Origin of the sequence: Actinomadura barringtoniae (genome assembly GCF_017573505.1) — a bacterium.
Lineage (GTDB): Bacteria > Actinomycetota > Actinomycetes > Streptosporangiales > Streptosporangiaceae > Spirillospora > Spirillospora barringtoniae.
Window position 1 is genome coordinate 463,895 of sequence record NZ_JAGEOJ010000001.1, and the last position, 14,515, is coordinate 478,409.

At 73.2% G+C, this 14,515-nt stretch carries 16 protein-coding genes; 8 read left to right on the forward strand and 8 right to left on the reverse strand.

All coding sequences use genetic code 11. The features are described from left to right. Nucleotides 1-3 precede the first annotated feature (3 nt). Nucleotides 4-642 (reverse strand): LysE family translocator, encoded by a 639-nt coding sequence (locus tag J4573_RS02020; RefSeq protein ID WP_208253444.1) that lies wholly within the window; start codon nt 640-642, stop codon nt 4-6. Between the two features lie 67 nt (nt 643-709). On the opposite strand from J4573_RS02020, the gene J4573_RS02025 reads away from it, so the two are divergent. The 5 genes from J4573_RS02025 to J4573_RS02045 all read left to right on the forward strand — a co-directional run bounded on the left by J4573_RS02025 (nt 710) and on the right by J4573_RS02045 (nt 5,838). Then, complete coding sequence (locus tag J4573_RS02025) at nt 710-1,060, forward strand: YciI family protein (protein ID WP_208253445.1); 351 nt, start codon at nt 710-712, stop codon at nt 1,058-1,060. Further along, nucleotides 1,057-2,289, forward strand: a complete 1,233-nt coding sequence (locus J4573_RS02030; protein ID WP_208253446.1) for an RNA polymerase sigma factor — start codon at nt 1,057-1,059, stop codon at nt 2,287-2,289. The genes J4573_RS02025 and J4573_RS02030 overlap by 4 nt, the downstream gene beginning before the upstream one ends. A 109-nt stretch (nt 2,290-2,398) precedes the next feature. Then, entirely contained in the window at nt 2,399-3,493 is a 1,095-nt protein-coding gene (locus J4573_RS53555) for a sensor histidine kinase (RefSeq protein WP_208253447.1), read from the forward strand. Then, a complete protein-coding gene (locus J4573_RS02040) occupies nt 3,490-4,203 on the forward strand; it encodes a LytR/AlgR family response regulator transcription factor (RefSeq protein WP_208253448.1) in 714 nt (237 codons plus the stop codon). The genes J4573_RS53555 and J4573_RS02040 overlap by 4 nt, the downstream gene beginning before the upstream one ends. Before the next feature lie 168 nt (nt 4,204-4,371). Continuing rightward, entirely contained in the window at nt 4,372-5,838 is a 1,467-nt protein-coding gene (locus tag J4573_RS02045) for an alpha/beta fold hydrolase (protein ID WP_208253449.1), read from the forward strand. 20 nt (nt 5,839-5,858) lie between these two features. On the opposite strand, the gene J4573_RS02050 is transcribed toward J4573_RS02045, so the two are convergent. After that, the gene (locus J4573_RS02050) at nt 5,859-7,052 is read right to left on the reverse strand and encodes an MFS transporter (RefSeq protein ID WP_208253450.1); all 1,194 of its coding nucleotides are present in this window, start codon (nt 7,050-7,052) and stop codon (nt 5,859-5,861) included. Nucleotides 7,053-7,186: 134 nt separating this feature from the next. On the opposite strand from J4573_RS02050, the gene J4573_RS02055 reads away from it, so the two are divergent. Beyond that, a complete protein-coding gene (locus J4573_RS02055; RefSeq protein ID WP_208253451.1) occupies nt 7,187-7,630 on the forward strand; it encodes a MarR family winged helix-turn-helix transcriptional regulator in 444 nt (147 codons plus the stop codon). A 3-nt stretch (nt 7,631-7,633) separates the two neighbouring features. Here the strand turns inward: J4573_RS02055 and J4573_RS02060 are convergent, their stop codons facing one another. The 3 genes from J4573_RS02060 to J4573_RS02070 are packed head-to-tail and all read right to left on the reverse strand — an operon-like array spanning nt 7,634 to nt 10,003. Next, a complete protein-coding gene (locus J4573_RS02060) occupies nt 7,634-8,776 on the reverse strand; it encodes an amidase (protein ID WP_208253452.1) in 1,143 nt (380 codons plus the stop codon). Further along, nucleotides 8,773-9,270 (reverse strand): GNAT family N-acetyltransferase, encoded by a 498-nt coding sequence (locus J4573_RS53560; RefSeq protein WP_208253453.1) that lies wholly within the window; start codon nt 9,268-9,270, stop codon nt 8,773-8,775. Before J4573_RS53560 ends, J4573_RS02060 begins: the two co-directional genes overlap by 4 nt. Nucleotides 9,271-9,304: 34 nt before the next feature. After that, nucleotides 9,305-10,003, reverse strand: coding sequence for an AraC family transcriptional regulator (locus tag J4573_RS02070; protein ID WP_208253454.1), 699 nt, complete (start codon nt 10,001-10,003; stop codon nt 9,305-9,307). A gap of 61 nt (nt 10,004-10,064) precedes the next feature. On the opposite strand from J4573_RS02070, the gene J4573_RS02075 reads away from it, so the two are divergent. Continuing rightward, the gene (locus tag J4573_RS02075) at nt 10,065-10,904 is read left to right on the forward strand and encodes an NAD(P)H-binding protein (RefSeq protein WP_208253455.1); all 840 of its coding nucleotides are present in this window, start codon (nt 10,065-10,067) and stop codon (nt 10,902-10,904) included. 15 nt (nt 10,905-10,919) lie between these two features. Further along, nucleotides 10,920-11,261: an SgcJ/EcaC family oxidoreductase gene (locus tag J4573_RS02080; protein ID WP_208253816.1), complete on the forward strand. Its 342-nt coding sequence runs from the start codon at nt 10,920-10,922 to the stop codon at nt 11,259-11,261. Here the strand turns inward: J4573_RS02080 and J4573_RS02085 are convergent. Genes J4573_RS02085 through J4573_RS02095 form a run of 3 tightly spaced genes read right to left on the reverse strand, consistent with a single transcriptional unit; the run spans nt 11,239 to nt 14,511 of the window. Then, nucleotides 11,239-12,681, reverse strand: coding sequence for an ABC transporter ATP-binding protein (locus J4573_RS02085; RefSeq protein WP_208253456.1), 1,443 nt, complete (start codon nt 12,679-12,681; stop codon nt 11,239-11,241). The two genes, J4573_RS02080 and J4573_RS02085, sit on opposite strands and share 23 nt — an antisense overlap. After that, on the reverse strand, nt 12,678-13,535 hold the full coding sequence (locus J4573_RS02090) for an ABC transporter permease (RefSeq protein ID WP_208253457.1): 858 nt from the start codon (nt 13,533-13,535) through the stop codon (nt 12,678-12,680). The genes J4573_RS02085 and J4573_RS02090 overlap by 4 nt, the downstream gene beginning before the upstream one ends. After that, nucleotides 13,522-14,511 carry an ABC transporter permease gene (locus tag J4573_RS02095; protein ID WP_243772297.1) on the reverse strand — a complete coding sequence of 330 codons (990 nt, stop codon included), beginning with the start codon at nt 14,509-14,511 and terminating at the stop codon, nt 13,522-13,524. Before J4573_RS02095 ends, J4573_RS02090 begins: the two co-directional genes overlap by 14 nt. Between the last annotated feature and the right edge of the window lie 4 nt (nt 14,512-14,515).

Genomic DNA, 14,515 nt, shown 5'->3' on the forward strand with positions numbered 1-14,515 from the left:
CGCCTACTCTTTGCGGCCGGTCGCCGCGACCGTGACACCAAGGACGATCATCATGAGGCCGCCCGTTCCGCCGACCGCGGCGAGGCGGCGCGGCGAGCGCGCGAACCAGGACCGGGCGGCGCCCGCCGCCAGACCCCAGAGGCCGTCGAAGAACAGCGCGATCAGAGAGAACGCCGCACCGAAGATCATCATCTGCAGCGGGACATGACCGGCGCCACGGTCCACGAACTGCGGCAGCACGGCCACGAAGAACACCAGTGCCTTGGGGTTGCTCACCCCGACCACGTACCCCTGCCAGAACGCACGCCCGCCCTCCGGTACGCCGTCGGCGTTACCGAGCGCGCCTTCCAGCGATCGCCGGTGACGGATGGCCTGGACGCCCAGGTAGACGATGTAGGCAGCGCCGACCAGCTTCACCGCGCTGAAGATCAGCACCGAGCGTTCGACGATCGTCCCGAGACCGAACGCCACCGCGGCGGCCGCCGTCAGCGCCCCGGCCTCGGTGCCGACCACGCTGGTCAGGGCCGAGCGGCGGCCGTGCGCCAGAGCGCGGCCCACCACGAACAGAACCGCCGGGCCGGGAATGAGGATGATCGCCGTGGCCATGGCGGAGAATGCGAGCAGCTGCTCCAGTGACACCATGGACCGACACTACAAACCGGGTCCGGCCACCTCATAATGCTTTTTCCGGCCCCGTGGAGGATCGATCGTGAAGCAGTACATGCTGACCATCTACCAGCCCGACGGCGACCCGCCGCCGCCCGAGGTGCTGGACCCGATCATGCGCGACCTGGCCGTGCTCAACGAGGAGATGCGGGCGTCGGGCGCGTGGGTCTTCTCCGCCGGGCTGCTTCCGGCGCAGGCCGCGACCGTGGTGCAGAAGAAGGACGGCGAGCTTCTCACGACCGACGGCCCGTTCACCGAGGGCAAGGAGCACGTCGGCGGGTTCACGATCATCCAGGCGGACGGCGAGGACGCCGCCCTGGAGTGGGGCCGCAGGCTGGCCGCCGTGCTGTCACCGCTCTGGATCGAGGTCCGCGAGGTCCAGGGCGGCCCATGAGCGAACCCGGCGCTCAGCCCGGAGCCGCGGAGGTCGAGGCGGTCTTCCGTTCGGAGTACGGGCGGGCGGTGGCGGTGCTGGTCCGCCATTTCGGCGACATCGACCTCGCCGAGGAGGCCGTCCAGGAGGCGTTCACCGTGGCGCTGCGGCGCTGGCCCGAGGACGGCCTGCCGCCCAGCCCGGCCGGGTGGATCATCACCACGGCCCGCAACCGCGCGATCGACCGGGTCCGGCGCGAGTCCGCCCGCGACGGCAAGCACGCCGAGGCCGCGCAGCTGCACGCGCAGGAGGAGCCGGAGCCGGTCGAGGAGGGCGCGATCCAGGACGATCGGCTGCGGCTGATCTTCACGTGCTGCCATCCGGCGCTCGCCCGGCCCGCCCAGGTCGCCCTCACGCTGCGGCTGCTCGGCGGGCTCACCACCCCCGAGATCGCGCGCGCCTTCCTGGTGCCCGAGCCGACGATGGCGCAGCGGATCGTGCGGGCCAAGAACAAGATTTCGGGCGCCGGGATCCCGTACCGCGTGCCGCACGAGGCCGACCTGCCCGAACGCCTGCGCGGCGTCCTCGCCGTGCTCTACCTGATCTTCAACGAGGGTTACGCGGCCAGCTCTGGCGGCGACCTGCTGCGCGCCGACCTGTGCGCCGAGGCGATCAGGCTGGGCCGCACGCTCACCGCGCTGATGCCGGATGAGCCGGAGGCGACCGGGCTGCTGGCGCTCATGCTGCTCCAGGACTCGCGCCGTGCCGCCCGTACGTCACCCGAGGGCGATCTCGTCCGGCTGGCCGACCAGGACCGCTCACTGTGGGATCGCGACCTGATCGCCGAGGGCCAGGAGCTCGTACGGCGGTGCCTGCGGCGCGACAGCCCCGGCCCCTACCAGATCCAGGCGGCGATCAACGCCGTGCACAGCGACGCCGCGACCGCCGCCGGCACCGACTGGGCGCAGATCATCGTGCTGTACGACCAGCTGATGGCGTTCACCCCGACCCCGGTCGTGGCGCTCAACCGGGCGGTGGCGGTCGCCGAGGTCGAGGGCCCGCAGGCCGCGCTCGCGCTGGTCGACGGCCTCGACCTCGGCGGCTACTACCTGTTCCACGCCATCCGTGCCGACCTGCTGCGACGCCTCGGCCGCGCCCCGGAGGCGGCGAAGGCCTACGAACAGGCCCTTGCCCTCACCGAGAACGCCGCCGAACGCGCCTTCCTGCAACGCGCCCTGTCGTCCCTCTGAACCCTGTTCCTCCCGCGTCGGCTCAGGCGGCCGCGGTGGTGTCCCGGGCAGCGGAGGCGCGGCCGATTGTGGCCTGGCGGCGGCGGGCGGGGGTCGTTACGGTACGGGCGTGGATCGACGCGTCTTCGGCATCTGGACCGCGGTCGTGTCGCTCCTCGCGCTGGTGGACGCGCTGGGGTGGTGGAAGGACTACGCGGACGGGGCGCACAGCGTCTGGCTGGGCCTCGCGCAGACCATGGCGTCCTCGCTGACGTGGATCCCGGTGAACATCGGCGTGTATCTGCTCACCATGCGGTTCCCGGTGAGGCGTCCCCACATGGTGCGCGCCGTCCTGGTCCACCTGGCGGGCTACCTGGTCGCGCTCTGCTGGCTCAGCGGACGGATGTTCCTGTTCGATCCGCTGCTGCACTGGCTGCCTCCCGCGCAGGGGTTCGTCGATGAGTACCTCCGCAACCTCGGGGCCTATCTGGCGATGTACGTCGAGTGGGTCGGAGTGGCCCACGCGGTCTACTACTTCGTCGAGCACCGGCGGCGGCGCGAGCAGCTGGCGCGGGCCCGGAAGCAGCTGACCCGGGCCGAGTTGCAGGCGCTGCGGGCGCAGGTGCGACCGCACTTCTTGTTCAACGCGATGAACACCATCGCCTCGTTCGTCCATGACGACCCGCCGCGCGCGGAGGAGATGGTCGTGCGGCTGAGCGCCCTGCTCCGGCGGTCGCTGGAGCATGACGGCTCGCTGGAGGTGCCGCTGCGCGAAGACCTGGAGGTCCTGTCCGCCTACGTGGACATCGAGGAGGCCCGGTTCGAGGACCGGCTCGCGGTGGACTGGCGGCTCCACCCCGGAGCGCTGGACGCGCTGGTCCCGCCGCTGCTGCTCCAGCCGCTGGTGGAGAACGCGGTCCGGCACGGGATCTCCCCCCGCGACGCGCCGGGCACGGTGACCATCACGGCCCGGCCGGAGGGATCCTGGCTGCGGCTGGTCGTCGCGGACGACGGTGTCGGGCTGCCGCCCGGCCGGCCGCGCACGGGGGTCGGGTTGGCCAATGCCCGCGCCCGGCTCGTCCAGATGTACGGCGCGGAGCACCGGTTCAGCGTCGAGCCGCGGCCCGGCGGTGGCGTCGCCGCGATCGTCCGGCTGCCGCTGCGAACGGCGGGGACGGCGGGGACGGCGCGCGCGTCGGGGACGGCGGGGACGGCGGGGACATGATCAAGACTTTGGTCGTCGACGACGAGCCCCCGGCCCGGCGGCGGCTCCAGCGCATGCTGGCGGGCCACGAGGACGTCCACCTGCTCGCCGGGTGCGGCTCGCCCGCCACGGCGCTCACCGCCCTCCACCAGCACCGGCCCGACCTGGTATTCCTCGACATCCAGCTCCCCGAGGGCGACGGGTTCGGCATCCTGGACGCGATCTGGGGCGAGCACGACCCGGCCGTCGTGTTCGTGACGGCCTTCAGCCGGCACGCCGTCCGCGCCTTCGAGGTCGACGCGGTCGACTACCTGCTCAAGCCGTACGGCCGGGACCGGCTCGACCTGGCGCTCGACCGCGTCCGCGACCGGCTGGCCCGGCGGACCGCCGCCCCGGCGCTGAACCGGCTGCCCGTCGAGATGGGCGGGCGGATCCGGCTGCTGGACCTGGACTCGATCGACTACGTCCGGGCCGAGGACGGTTACCTGCGCATCAGCGCCGGTACCCGCTCGCACCTGGTCCGCGGCACCCTGGCCAAGCTCCAGGAGCGGCTCGGTTCCGCGGAGTTCCTGCGGATTCACCGCTCGGCCATCGTTCGGATCGACCGGATCCAAGAGCTGGAGATCCTCGCCCACGGGGAGATGCGGCTGACCCTGTCCTCCGGCAACAGCCTCATCTCCGGCCGCGCCTACCGGGACCAGGTGCGGGCCGCGCTCGGCCTGCCGAACTGACCGCCGCTCCCGTTCGTCCCTCCCCCGCTCCCGTTCGCCGTGCGGGCCCCGCCGCCGCCCAGGGACCGCTCCTAGGGTGAGCGCGTCCCGTCACCCGGCAGGGCCGTGGCCGGCATCCGTCCTCGGGGGCATGAGTGCCGGTCCTTCCCCACCCCGTGGGAGTCAGCGATGAGAAATGTCCGCCGTACCTTCGCCGCCCTCGGCTGCGGCCTCGCCGTCGCGGCGCCGGCGCCCGCAACGCACGCCACCGCCCGAGAGCTCCAGGCCACCACCCGAGGGCTCCACGAAACCACCCGAGGGCTCCACGACACGCACCCGTGCCGCGACGACGACGGCGCGGTGCAGCCGGGCTTCACCTGCTGGACGCTGACCGTCCCGCTCGACCATTCCGGCCGCACGCCCGGCACGCTCGACCTCCAGGTCGGCGCCGCCGACGGCCCGGCCGAGCCCAAGGGCACGCTGCTGTTCCTCACCGGCGGCCCCGGCCAGGAGGGCGTCGCCCTGCTCCGGCGCATCGCCGAGCGGATGCCCGAGGTGTTCGCGCAGTACCGCCTCGTCATGCTGGACCAGCGCGGCACCGGCCCGCTCGGCGCCGTCGACTGCCCGAAGATGCAGGCTCAGGTCAGCGGCTCCGACAGTGCCCCGGCCACCCCCGACGCGGTGGACGAGTGCAGCCGCCTGCTCGGCGACCGGGCGCGCTTCTACGGCACCGACCAGAGCGTCGGCGACTTCGAGGACGTCCGGCGCGCGCTCGGCGTGGACACCATGGCCGTGGACGGCGTGTCGTACGGCTCCTTCGCCGCCGCCCGTTACGCCATCGCCCATCCCCGGAACGTGTCCCGGCTGGTCTTGGACTCGGTCGTCCCGCACCACTGGACGGTCGCCGGAGACCTGAACCTGGTCGGGCTCACCGCCCAGCCCAGGGTGCTCCGGGCCGCCTGCGAGACCGCGCCCGCCTGCGGTTTCGACCCGGCGCAGGACCTCGCCACGCTCGTCCGGCGGCGCACCCCGGCCGGCGGGCTGGCCCTGTTCGGTGACGTGGTGGGCTACGAGTTCCTCGACCCGACCTACCGCGACCCGGACCCGATCCCCGGCAGCGGCCTGCCAGGCGACATCATCGGCGCGATGCACCAGGCCGTCGCCGGCGACACCCGCCGGCTGGACGCCATCGAGGCCGTGTTCGCGCCGGCCGACGGCACGCCCGCGAGCCAGCTGAGCGCGGGCCTGCACGCGGCCACCCTCTGCGAGGACCTGCGCTTCCCGTGGGGCACCTCGGCCACCCCGACCCGGCTCCGCCGTCCGTTCCTCGACCACACCGCGCGCACCCTGCCCGCGTCGGCCGCCTGGCCGTACACCCCGGCGGTCGCGCTCGCCCAGAGCAGCGTCCAGACCTGCCTGCGCTGGCCGGCCGAGCCCCCGAACTCCAACCCCGGCGGCCGGCTGCCCGACCTGCCCACGCTGATCCTCACCGGCGACCACGACCTCAGCACCCCGCTGGAGTGGGCCGAACAGGAACGCGCCGTCAGCCCAGCCGGCACCCGCTTCGTGGTCGTCAGGGGCGCCGCCCACTCCATCCAGAACCGCGAACCCGGCCACACCGGCCGCGACGCCCTGGCCCAGTTCCTGCTGGGCTGACCGTACGGTGGCCGACGCCCCTAGACACGGACGGTGACCGGCGCCTCCGCCGGGCTCTTGACCCCGGCGGTCGTACGGCGGTCGACCGCGCCCGAGACCAGCGCGACGCCGAGGCCGGCGGCCCCGAGCAGGGCGCCCACCCACAGCGGCGCGGTGTAGCCGAGCCCCGCGTCGATCGCCAGCCCGCCGAGCAGCGGCCCGACCGCGTTGCCGAGGTTGAACGCGGCGACGTTGGCGGCCGAGCCCATCGCCTCGGCCCCGACCGCCTTGTCCAGCACGCGGGTCTGCAGCGGCGGGATCGCCGCGGCGGCGATCAGGCCCAGCAGGGCCAGCGAGATCACGGCGGTGACCTTGTTGTGCGAGGTGGCCAGCAGCGCGACCGCGACCACGATGATCCCGCCGAGCGTGGCGTAGATGGCGGGCATGATCGCTCGGTCGGCCCACCGGCCGCCGAGCGGGCCGCCGACCAGCATGCCGACGCCGAGCACGATCATCACGACCGGGACGGCGCCCGCCGAGAACCCGGTGACCTCGGTCAGCAGCGGCGAGATGTAGGTGATGACGGCGAGGACGGGCGCCCAGCCGAGCGTGGTCATCGCGAGCACGAGCCACAACTGCCCGCTGCGGAACACCTTCAGCTCGCTGCGCAGCCCGCCGGTCTGGGGACGCGCGCCGCGGGGCACGAACGCGGCGATCCCGGCCAGGGCGACCACGCCGATCGCGCCGACCACCCAGAAGGTCGCGCGCCAGCCGAGGTTCTGGCCGATGAACGTGCCGAGCGGCACCCCGACCACGTTGGCCAGGTTGAGCCCGGTGAAGAACATCGCGATGGCGGTCGCCCGCTTCTCCGGCTTGACCAGGTCGGCGGCGACGACGGCCGCGACGCCGATGTAGGCGCCGTGCGCGAACGAGGCCACGATCCGCCCGGCCATCAGCGCGCCGTACGAGGGGGCCAGCGCCGACAGCAGATGGGCGGCGACGAAGAGGACCATGACGGCCAGGAGCATCTTCTTGCGCGGCCATCGGGCGCCGAGCGCGGTCATCACCGGCGCGCCCACCACCACGCCGAACGCGTAGCCGGAGACCAGCAGGCCCGCCGTGGGGATCGAGGTATGGAAGTCCGCCGCCAGATCGGGCAGCAGACCGGCGATGACGAACTCGGTGGTGCCGATGCCGAAGGCACCGAGCGCCAGCGCCAGCAGCGCGAGAGGCATGTGAGCCCTCCTCGGGTAAGATAACGGGCGTGAACAGGTAACCGGCACATGCATTAGTTGCAGACGCTTGTTACTTGCACACGCCGACTATATGAATATGCATGTAAATCGGGCAACCCGAGGAGGCGTGAGCCATGTCACAACACGATTCCGAGGCCCGCGCCCAGGGCTGGCGGACGCTGGCGGCGCTGCAGAACCGCATCGAGGTCAAGATCGAGAAGGCGCTCCAGGAGCGGCACGGCCTGAGCGTCAACGAGTTCTGCGTGCTGCATCACCTGAGCGGCGAGGACGGCCCTCACACCCGCATGCAGCAGCTGGCGAACGTGCTCGTGCTCAGCCAGAGCGCCACCACCCGCCTGATCTCCCGCCTGGAGAAGCGCGGCCTGGTGACGCGAGTGCTCTCAGAAGAGGACCGCCGCGGGATCTACGCCGAGGCGACCGAGGCGGGCCGGGCCCTGCACGACGAAGCGGCCCCCACCCACAACGCCGCTCTGGACGCCGCGCTGGCGGAGGCCGCCGACCTGCCCGAGCTGACCCCGCTCGTTCAGGCCCTGGAGACCCTCTCCATCAAGGTGTGACCGTCAGGCCCCTTTCGCCAGGTCGAGCAGTGCACGGTCGCTCCCCGGCGCACCCACCGCAGAAAGCCCGGTCGGCAGGCCGCCCACGGTCAGCAGCGGCATCACGACCGAGGGAAGCCCGGCGATCGAGGCCAGGCAGGTGAGCCGCAGCGTCGCCGCCCGGTAGACGTCCATCTCCGCCATCGACGACCCCGCCATGGGCGCAGGCGCCGACGCGCACGGCAGCAGCAGCGCCGTCCCCTCCGGAATCGCGGCCCGGAGCGTCGCCCGCGCCCCCGCGACGACCTCGCCGAGCTCGGCCCGCCGTTCCGCATCGATGCCGCGCCCCGCCTCGAACCGCGCCGTCACACCCGGCCCGAGCGACCCCGGATGCGCGTCGATCCAGGCGCCGTGCGACTCCCACGCCTCGGAGGCCTGATGGGAGCGGAACGCCGCGAACCACTCGTCCAGCCGCCCCTCGCACAGCGACTCGACGCGTTCGACGTCCCACCGCCCGCATGCCTTCTCGAACTCCGCCACCGTGTCGGGCTCGGCCAGCGCGACGACATCATCGGCGACCAGGAACCTGGTCACCGGCGCGGGCTCGCCCCCGGGCAGCAGGACGTCCCCAGCCAAGTCATGCGTGCCCGCGTCCCGCGCGAACCACCCGACCGTGTCGTACGAGGGCGCCAGCGGCAGCACCCCCACCTTGGGGATCAGCCCGTGCGTCGTACGGATCCCGTACAGCCCGCAGTGCGAGGCCGGAGCCCGGCAGGACCCGGCCGTGTCCGTCCCCAGCCCGATGTCCACGAGCCCCAACGCCGTCGCCGACGCCGACCCGCTGCTCGACCCGCCTGGAATCCGCCCAGGCGCAGCCGGATTGGGCGGCGTCCCGTAGTGCCTGTTCGTCCCCGTGAGGCTGAACGCCAGCTCATCGGTCTGCGCGATCCCGGCGACATCGGCACCCGCGTCCAGCAGTGCCTGCACCACCGGCGACGTCACCGTCTCGACGGGCGCCCCGGCCAGCCAGTCAGGGTTACCCGCACCGATCCGCTCCCCCGCGACCGCGTACAGATCCTTGACCGCGACACTCAGCCCATCGAGCGGCCCACCACCAGCCCCCGCCACCAGAGGCCCCCCGGTAACCCGCCACACGCTCTCGTTCATGAGCCCCTCACTCGTTGCTCGACCTTGAACACTCGGAACCCTCGCCGCTCATAATTGGGCAGCGCGTTCGGATGGTCGAGCGAGGAGGTGTGCAGCCACACCCGCCGCACGTCCGGCATGACCTCCCAGGCCTGCCGCACGCCGAGGGTCAGCGCGTACGATCCCAGCCCCGTGCCGACGCGCTCGGGGACGAGGCCGAAGCTCCTGATCTCGACATCGCCGTCCGGATAGGGCTCGTAGGTGATGATCCCGATCGGCTCGCCCTCGAAGACCAGCAGCCAGTACATCCGTCGCGGGCTCCCGGCGCGCCAGGTCTCCCACTCGGTGGCGGTCCGCCGGGCGCTCTTCCAGCCGTACGGCGTACCGACCCGGGCCAGCATCTCCGGCACCCGCGCGTCCCACTCGGTGCGCTCCAGCACCAGCCCCTCGACCGGTGCGGCCGGTTCGAGCTGGTCCCGGTCGGTCATCTCGACGAACGTCACGATCTCGTTCACCCGCCGAAGGGTACGCGGGATGATCGGCTCGGGCTCAGCAGGGCTGAGGCGCCGGGAGTCTGCCCGCGAAGAACGCCCCGGGAGGCACGCCCATCATGCTGCGGAACTCGGCGGTCATGTGGGACTGGTCGTAGTAGCCGTTCGTTGCGGCGAGCTGCGCCAGGTCCATGTGCCGCCGGGCGCCGAGCGCGCTGCGCAGCCGGGTGATGCGGGCGACCGCCTTGGGCGGGACGCCGACGTTCTCGGTGACCACGTACCGAAGCTGCCGCTCGCTGACCGCGAGGCTTCGCGCCAGCTCGGGCAGCCGCCCTGGGCCGGACAGCGCTGAGACGGCCGAGACCGCCGTACGGGCCAGGCGGGCATGATCGGTCGGCCGGAGGCGAGCCGCCAGAGACTCTTCCAGGCATTCGCGGATGGACTCGCAGTCCCGGCCGAGCCTGACCAGCCGCCGTTCGAGGTCGGTCGCCGCGTCGCCCCACAGGGCCGACAGCGGGATCGTTCCGTCGACCAGCTCGCGGACCGGCATGTCCAGCACGGCTCCGGCCACCCCGGGACGCAGTCGCGCCTTGACGCAGACCTCAAGCTCCTTGCCGGCGAAGTAGGCGGCGCGGGTACGGGGCCCGACCACGACCAGCTCGCCGTCGCGGAACACCAGCGCGGTGGCGGTGTCGGGCATGTGAACGATCCGGTCCGGCGCGCCGCTCAGGTCCTGGCTGTCCTCGATCAGCTCCACCGCTCACCCCCTGCCGATTTCTCCAAGAGAAGCCCTGCTCCAGCTTGGCACGCTCACATCCATGATCCTCATTACCGGTGCCACCGGCACCATCGGCCGTGAACTCGTCGAGACCTTGCAGGCGTCCGGCGAGCAGGTCCGTGCGATGACGCGTACCCCTGAGAAGGCCCCGCCCGCCGCGGAGGTCGCGGTCGCGGACTTCGACGACCCCGCCTCGCTGAAGGCCGCCGCGCAGGGCGCCACGGCGGTCTTCATGCTCAGCGCTCCGGGCCCCTGGATCCCGCAGCACGACGAGGCGATGCTCGCTGCGGCGCGTTCGGCGGGCGTGCCCAAGGTGGTCAAGCTGTCGGCGATCGGAACCCACGACGCCGTGACCAGCTGGCATTTCGCGGGCGAGCAGGCGATCCGGTCGAGCGGCCTGGCCTGGACGATCCTCCGCCCCTCCAGCTTCGCCTCCAACGTGCTGCGCTGGGCGCCGGCCGTCCAGGCGGGCGTCCCGATCCCCAACCCGATGGGGAACGGCGCGCAGGGCGTCATCGATCCGCAGGACGTCGCCGAGGTGGCGGCGCGAGCGCTGACCACCTCCGACCACGACGGGCGCACCTACACGCTGACAGGCCCGGAGCTCATCAGCGTCCCCGAGATGGCCGAGCAGCTGGGCCGGGTCCTCGGCCGTCCCGTCACGGTCGTCGAGCAGTCCCTGGCCGACTACCGCGACCAGTTGAGCGGCGCCGGCCTCGATCCGGCCTTCGTCGAGACCGCCCTCGCCGGGGCCCGCCTCGTCGCGGAGGGCGGCAACGCCATGGTGACCGAGGACGTCGCACGCGTCCTGGGCAGGCCTCCCCGCACGTTCGCCACCTGGGCGGAGGCCCACAAGGCCGCGTTCACGGCACAGGGTTGACAGCAGGATCCCTCCATCCTTAATCCCTTCTTAGATGAAGAGAAATCTTCGGAGCAGCTCGGCGCCGCGCACCAGGAGCTGTTCGACAGCTTCCTCAAGGGGACGCGGCTGACCGTCGAGGTCATCGACATCCGCCGGTACGGCACCGACGTCGCGGTCGTGGTCACCCGCGGCGAGGTGTCCAAGAAGACGCCGAAGAAGCTCGGCAAGCCGGCCACCTACACCGTGGTGCGGGAGGGCGGCGACCGGTGGCGGATCGCGGCCGTGCAGAAGACCAAGCACAAGCCGCTGATGGAGGCCATCTCGTTCAAGTTCAAGCCCGCGACGCGTCCCGCTACCCGCCCGGCAGCTCGATGACGCGGTCGGCGATGCGCCGGGCCACCCGCCGGTCGTGCGTGACGAGGACGACGCCGAGGTCCTCGTCACACCGGAGCTCGTCCAGCAGGGCCAGGATGCGTTCCTGCGCCAGTACGTCGAGCCCGGTGGTGGGCTCGTCGGCGAGCAGGATCCGCGGCTTGGTCGCGAGGGCACGCGCCAGGGCGACCCGCTGGCGTTCGCCGCCGGAGAGCGTCGCGGGGCGGCGCGGGCCGCTCGCCGGATCGAGGCCCACGCGTTCCAGCAGGGCCGCCAGCCCGTCGCGCGCGCCCAGGGCCTCGGCCACGATCTGCTCGACCGTGTAGCGCGGGTCGAACGAGGCCAGCGCGTCCTGGAAGACCAGGCCGATCCCCCGCCGCAGCGCCCGCCGCTCGCGGTCGCGCAGCCCCCAGACGTCGCGGCCGTCGGCGAGGACACGTCCGGAGTCGGGCCGGTCCAGCAACGACAGCACGCCGACGAGCGTGGATTTACCCGCACCGCTGCGGCCGACGAGCGCGACCGCCTCGCCCGCGCGCACGTCCAGGTCGACGCCGTCGAGCGCGACCGTCGTACGGCCCCGGCCGCGCAGCACCCGCCGCACGCCCTGCGCCGACAGCAGCACCTCGCCGTCCGAACGCCCAGGCGAGCCGATCCGCGTCTCCAACCGGGCGGCGGCCAGCAGATCCCGCGTGAACGAGGCCGTCGGCGCCTCAAGAAGCTCCGCCGTCGGCGCCCGCTCGACGATCCGGCCCTCCGACATGACGGCGATCTCGTCGGCCCAGCGCGCCGCCACGTCCAGGTCGTGCGTGATGAGCAGGACGCCGCGCCCGTTCTCGGTGGCCTGCGCGCGGATGGCGCCCAGCACCTCCTCCTGCGTCTCGGGATCGAGCGCGGTGGTGACCTCGTCGGCGATCAGCAGGTCGGGTTCGAGGACGGTCGCGACGGCGAGCGCGGCCCGCTGCACCTGCCCGCCCGACAGCTCGTACGGCCGGACGTCCCACACCCCGGACAGGCCGCATCGTTTGAGCGCCGCCTCCCCCAGGCGGCGGGGGTCGCCCGCGCCGTGCGCCCGCACGGTCTCGGTGAGATGGCGGCCGATGGTGATCGTGGGGTTGAGGCTGCCGGGGGCGTCCTGGAAGGCGTAGCCGACCCTGGCGCCGCGAAGCCCCCGAAGCTCGCGGGCGCTCAGGGCCGACAGGTCCGTCTCGCCGAGCAGCACCGTGCCGCCGACCCGCACGACGGACGGATCGTTCAGCCGCACGATCGACCGCGCGGTGAGGCTCTTGCCGCAGCCGCTCGGCCCGACCAGCGCCACGACCCGGCCCGCCGCGACGTCGAGGGACAGCCCGCCCACCACGCGCCGCCCAGCACCCGAGCGGCCCGGGACGTCGACGGTGAGGTCGCGGAGCTCCAGAACGTTCACCAGGCCCGCCCTTCCTGGTCGGCGACGGCGGACGCCAGCACGTTCACGGCGAGGATCGTGACGACGACGCAGGCGGCGGGGAACGCGACGGTGTACCACTCGCCGGTCAGCAGGTGCGCCTGCGCCTCGGTGAGCAGGTTGCCCCAGCTCGGCCGGTTCGGCGGGATGCCGAGGCCGAGGAAGCTCAGCGTCGACTCGGTGAGGATCGCGTGCCCGACCTCGAACGCGGCGATGGAGGCGACGGGCGGGAGCGCGCCGGGCAGCAGGTGGCGGCGCAGCACCTGGGCGCGGGACAGGCCGAGGGCGTAGGCGGCACGCACGTACAGCCGTTCGCGCTGGCTGATCAGCTCGGCGCGGGCGGTCAGCGCGACCGGCATCCAGCTGGTCACGGCGACCGCGATGACGACCGTGCCGAGCGATGGGCCGAGGACGGCGGCGAGCGCGAGCACGACGATCAGCATGGGCAGCGACAGCAGGACGTCGGCGGTGCGCGAGATCAGCTCGTCCGGCCAGCGGGGGCCGGCGGCGGCGATCCCGCCGAGCAGGGTCCCGATGACCACGGTGATCGCGGCGGCGACGAGGCCGACCAGCAGCGAGGTGCGCGCCCCGTACAGCAGCCGCGAGAGCAGGTCGCGCCCGAGCAGGTCGGTGCCGAGCGGGTGGCCGGGCGAGCCGGGCGCCAGGCCGGTCGCGGAGGTGTCGGTGGCGATCGGGTCGTACGAGGTGAACAGCGGCGCGAACGCGGCGGCGAGCATCAGCAGCGCCAGCACGGCCGCGGCGGCCCAGACGCCCGGCCGCCGCACCCGGATCCGCAGCGCGGCGAAGCCCGGGCGGGCCCGTTCAGCGGCGACCATCGGCGGCTCCGTTCAGGCGGACGCGGGGGTCGAGCCAGCCGACCGCGAGATCGCCGATCAGGTTGGCGGCGATCACGATCACGCCGGTGACCAGCACGACGGCGGTCAGCACGGCGTAGTCCTGGTCGCGGGCGGCGAGGATGGCCTGCCGTCCCACCCCCGGCCAGGAGAAGATCATCTCGGTGGCGTACGCGCCCGCGATCAGGCCGCCGACGCCGACGCCGAGCCGGGCGGCGAACGGCACGAACCCGGGCCGCAGCAGGTGCCGGGTGGTGACCGTCCAGCGGGACAGGCCGCGCACCTGCGCGCTCTCGACGTGCGGCGCGGTCCGCAGCCGCCCGACGCCGGTCTGGACGAGCCGCGCGTAGGTGCCGAAGTGGTGGCCGAACGCCAGCGCGAGCGCGGGCAGGACCAGATGCGGCACGAGGACGGCCAGGGTCACCGGCTCGCCCGGCCGCGCCAGCCCGCCCGACGGCAGCACCTGCCACCACGCGGCGAAGACGTACAGGAGCAGCAGCGCGGTCACGAAGCCCGGCATGCCGCCCAGCGCGAAGAGCGCGCCCTCGATGCCGCGTCGCAGCCACGCGCGGCGGGTGAGCGCGGCGGCCAGCCCGACGCCGATGGCGCCGACGACGCTGAAGAGCACGGCGACGGCGGTCAGCAGCAGCGTCCACGGCGCGGTGTCGGACAGGATCTCGCTCACCGGCCGCCCACTGCCGTACGAGGTGCCGAAGTCGCCGTGCAGCGCGCCGGCGACCCAGTGCCCGTACCGCACCGGCAGCGGGTCGTCGAGACCCATCTGATGCTCCAACTCCGCCACGGCGGCTGGTGAGGCGGGGCGGCCGCCGGAACGCGCCTCGAGGATGTCGGCGGCGGGACTGCCCGGCGCCAGGTCGAGCAGCGCGAAGCACAGCGCCGAGAGGGCGACGACGACCGCGATGGCCGTCGCCGCCCGGCGGATCAGGAAGCGGCCCAAGACG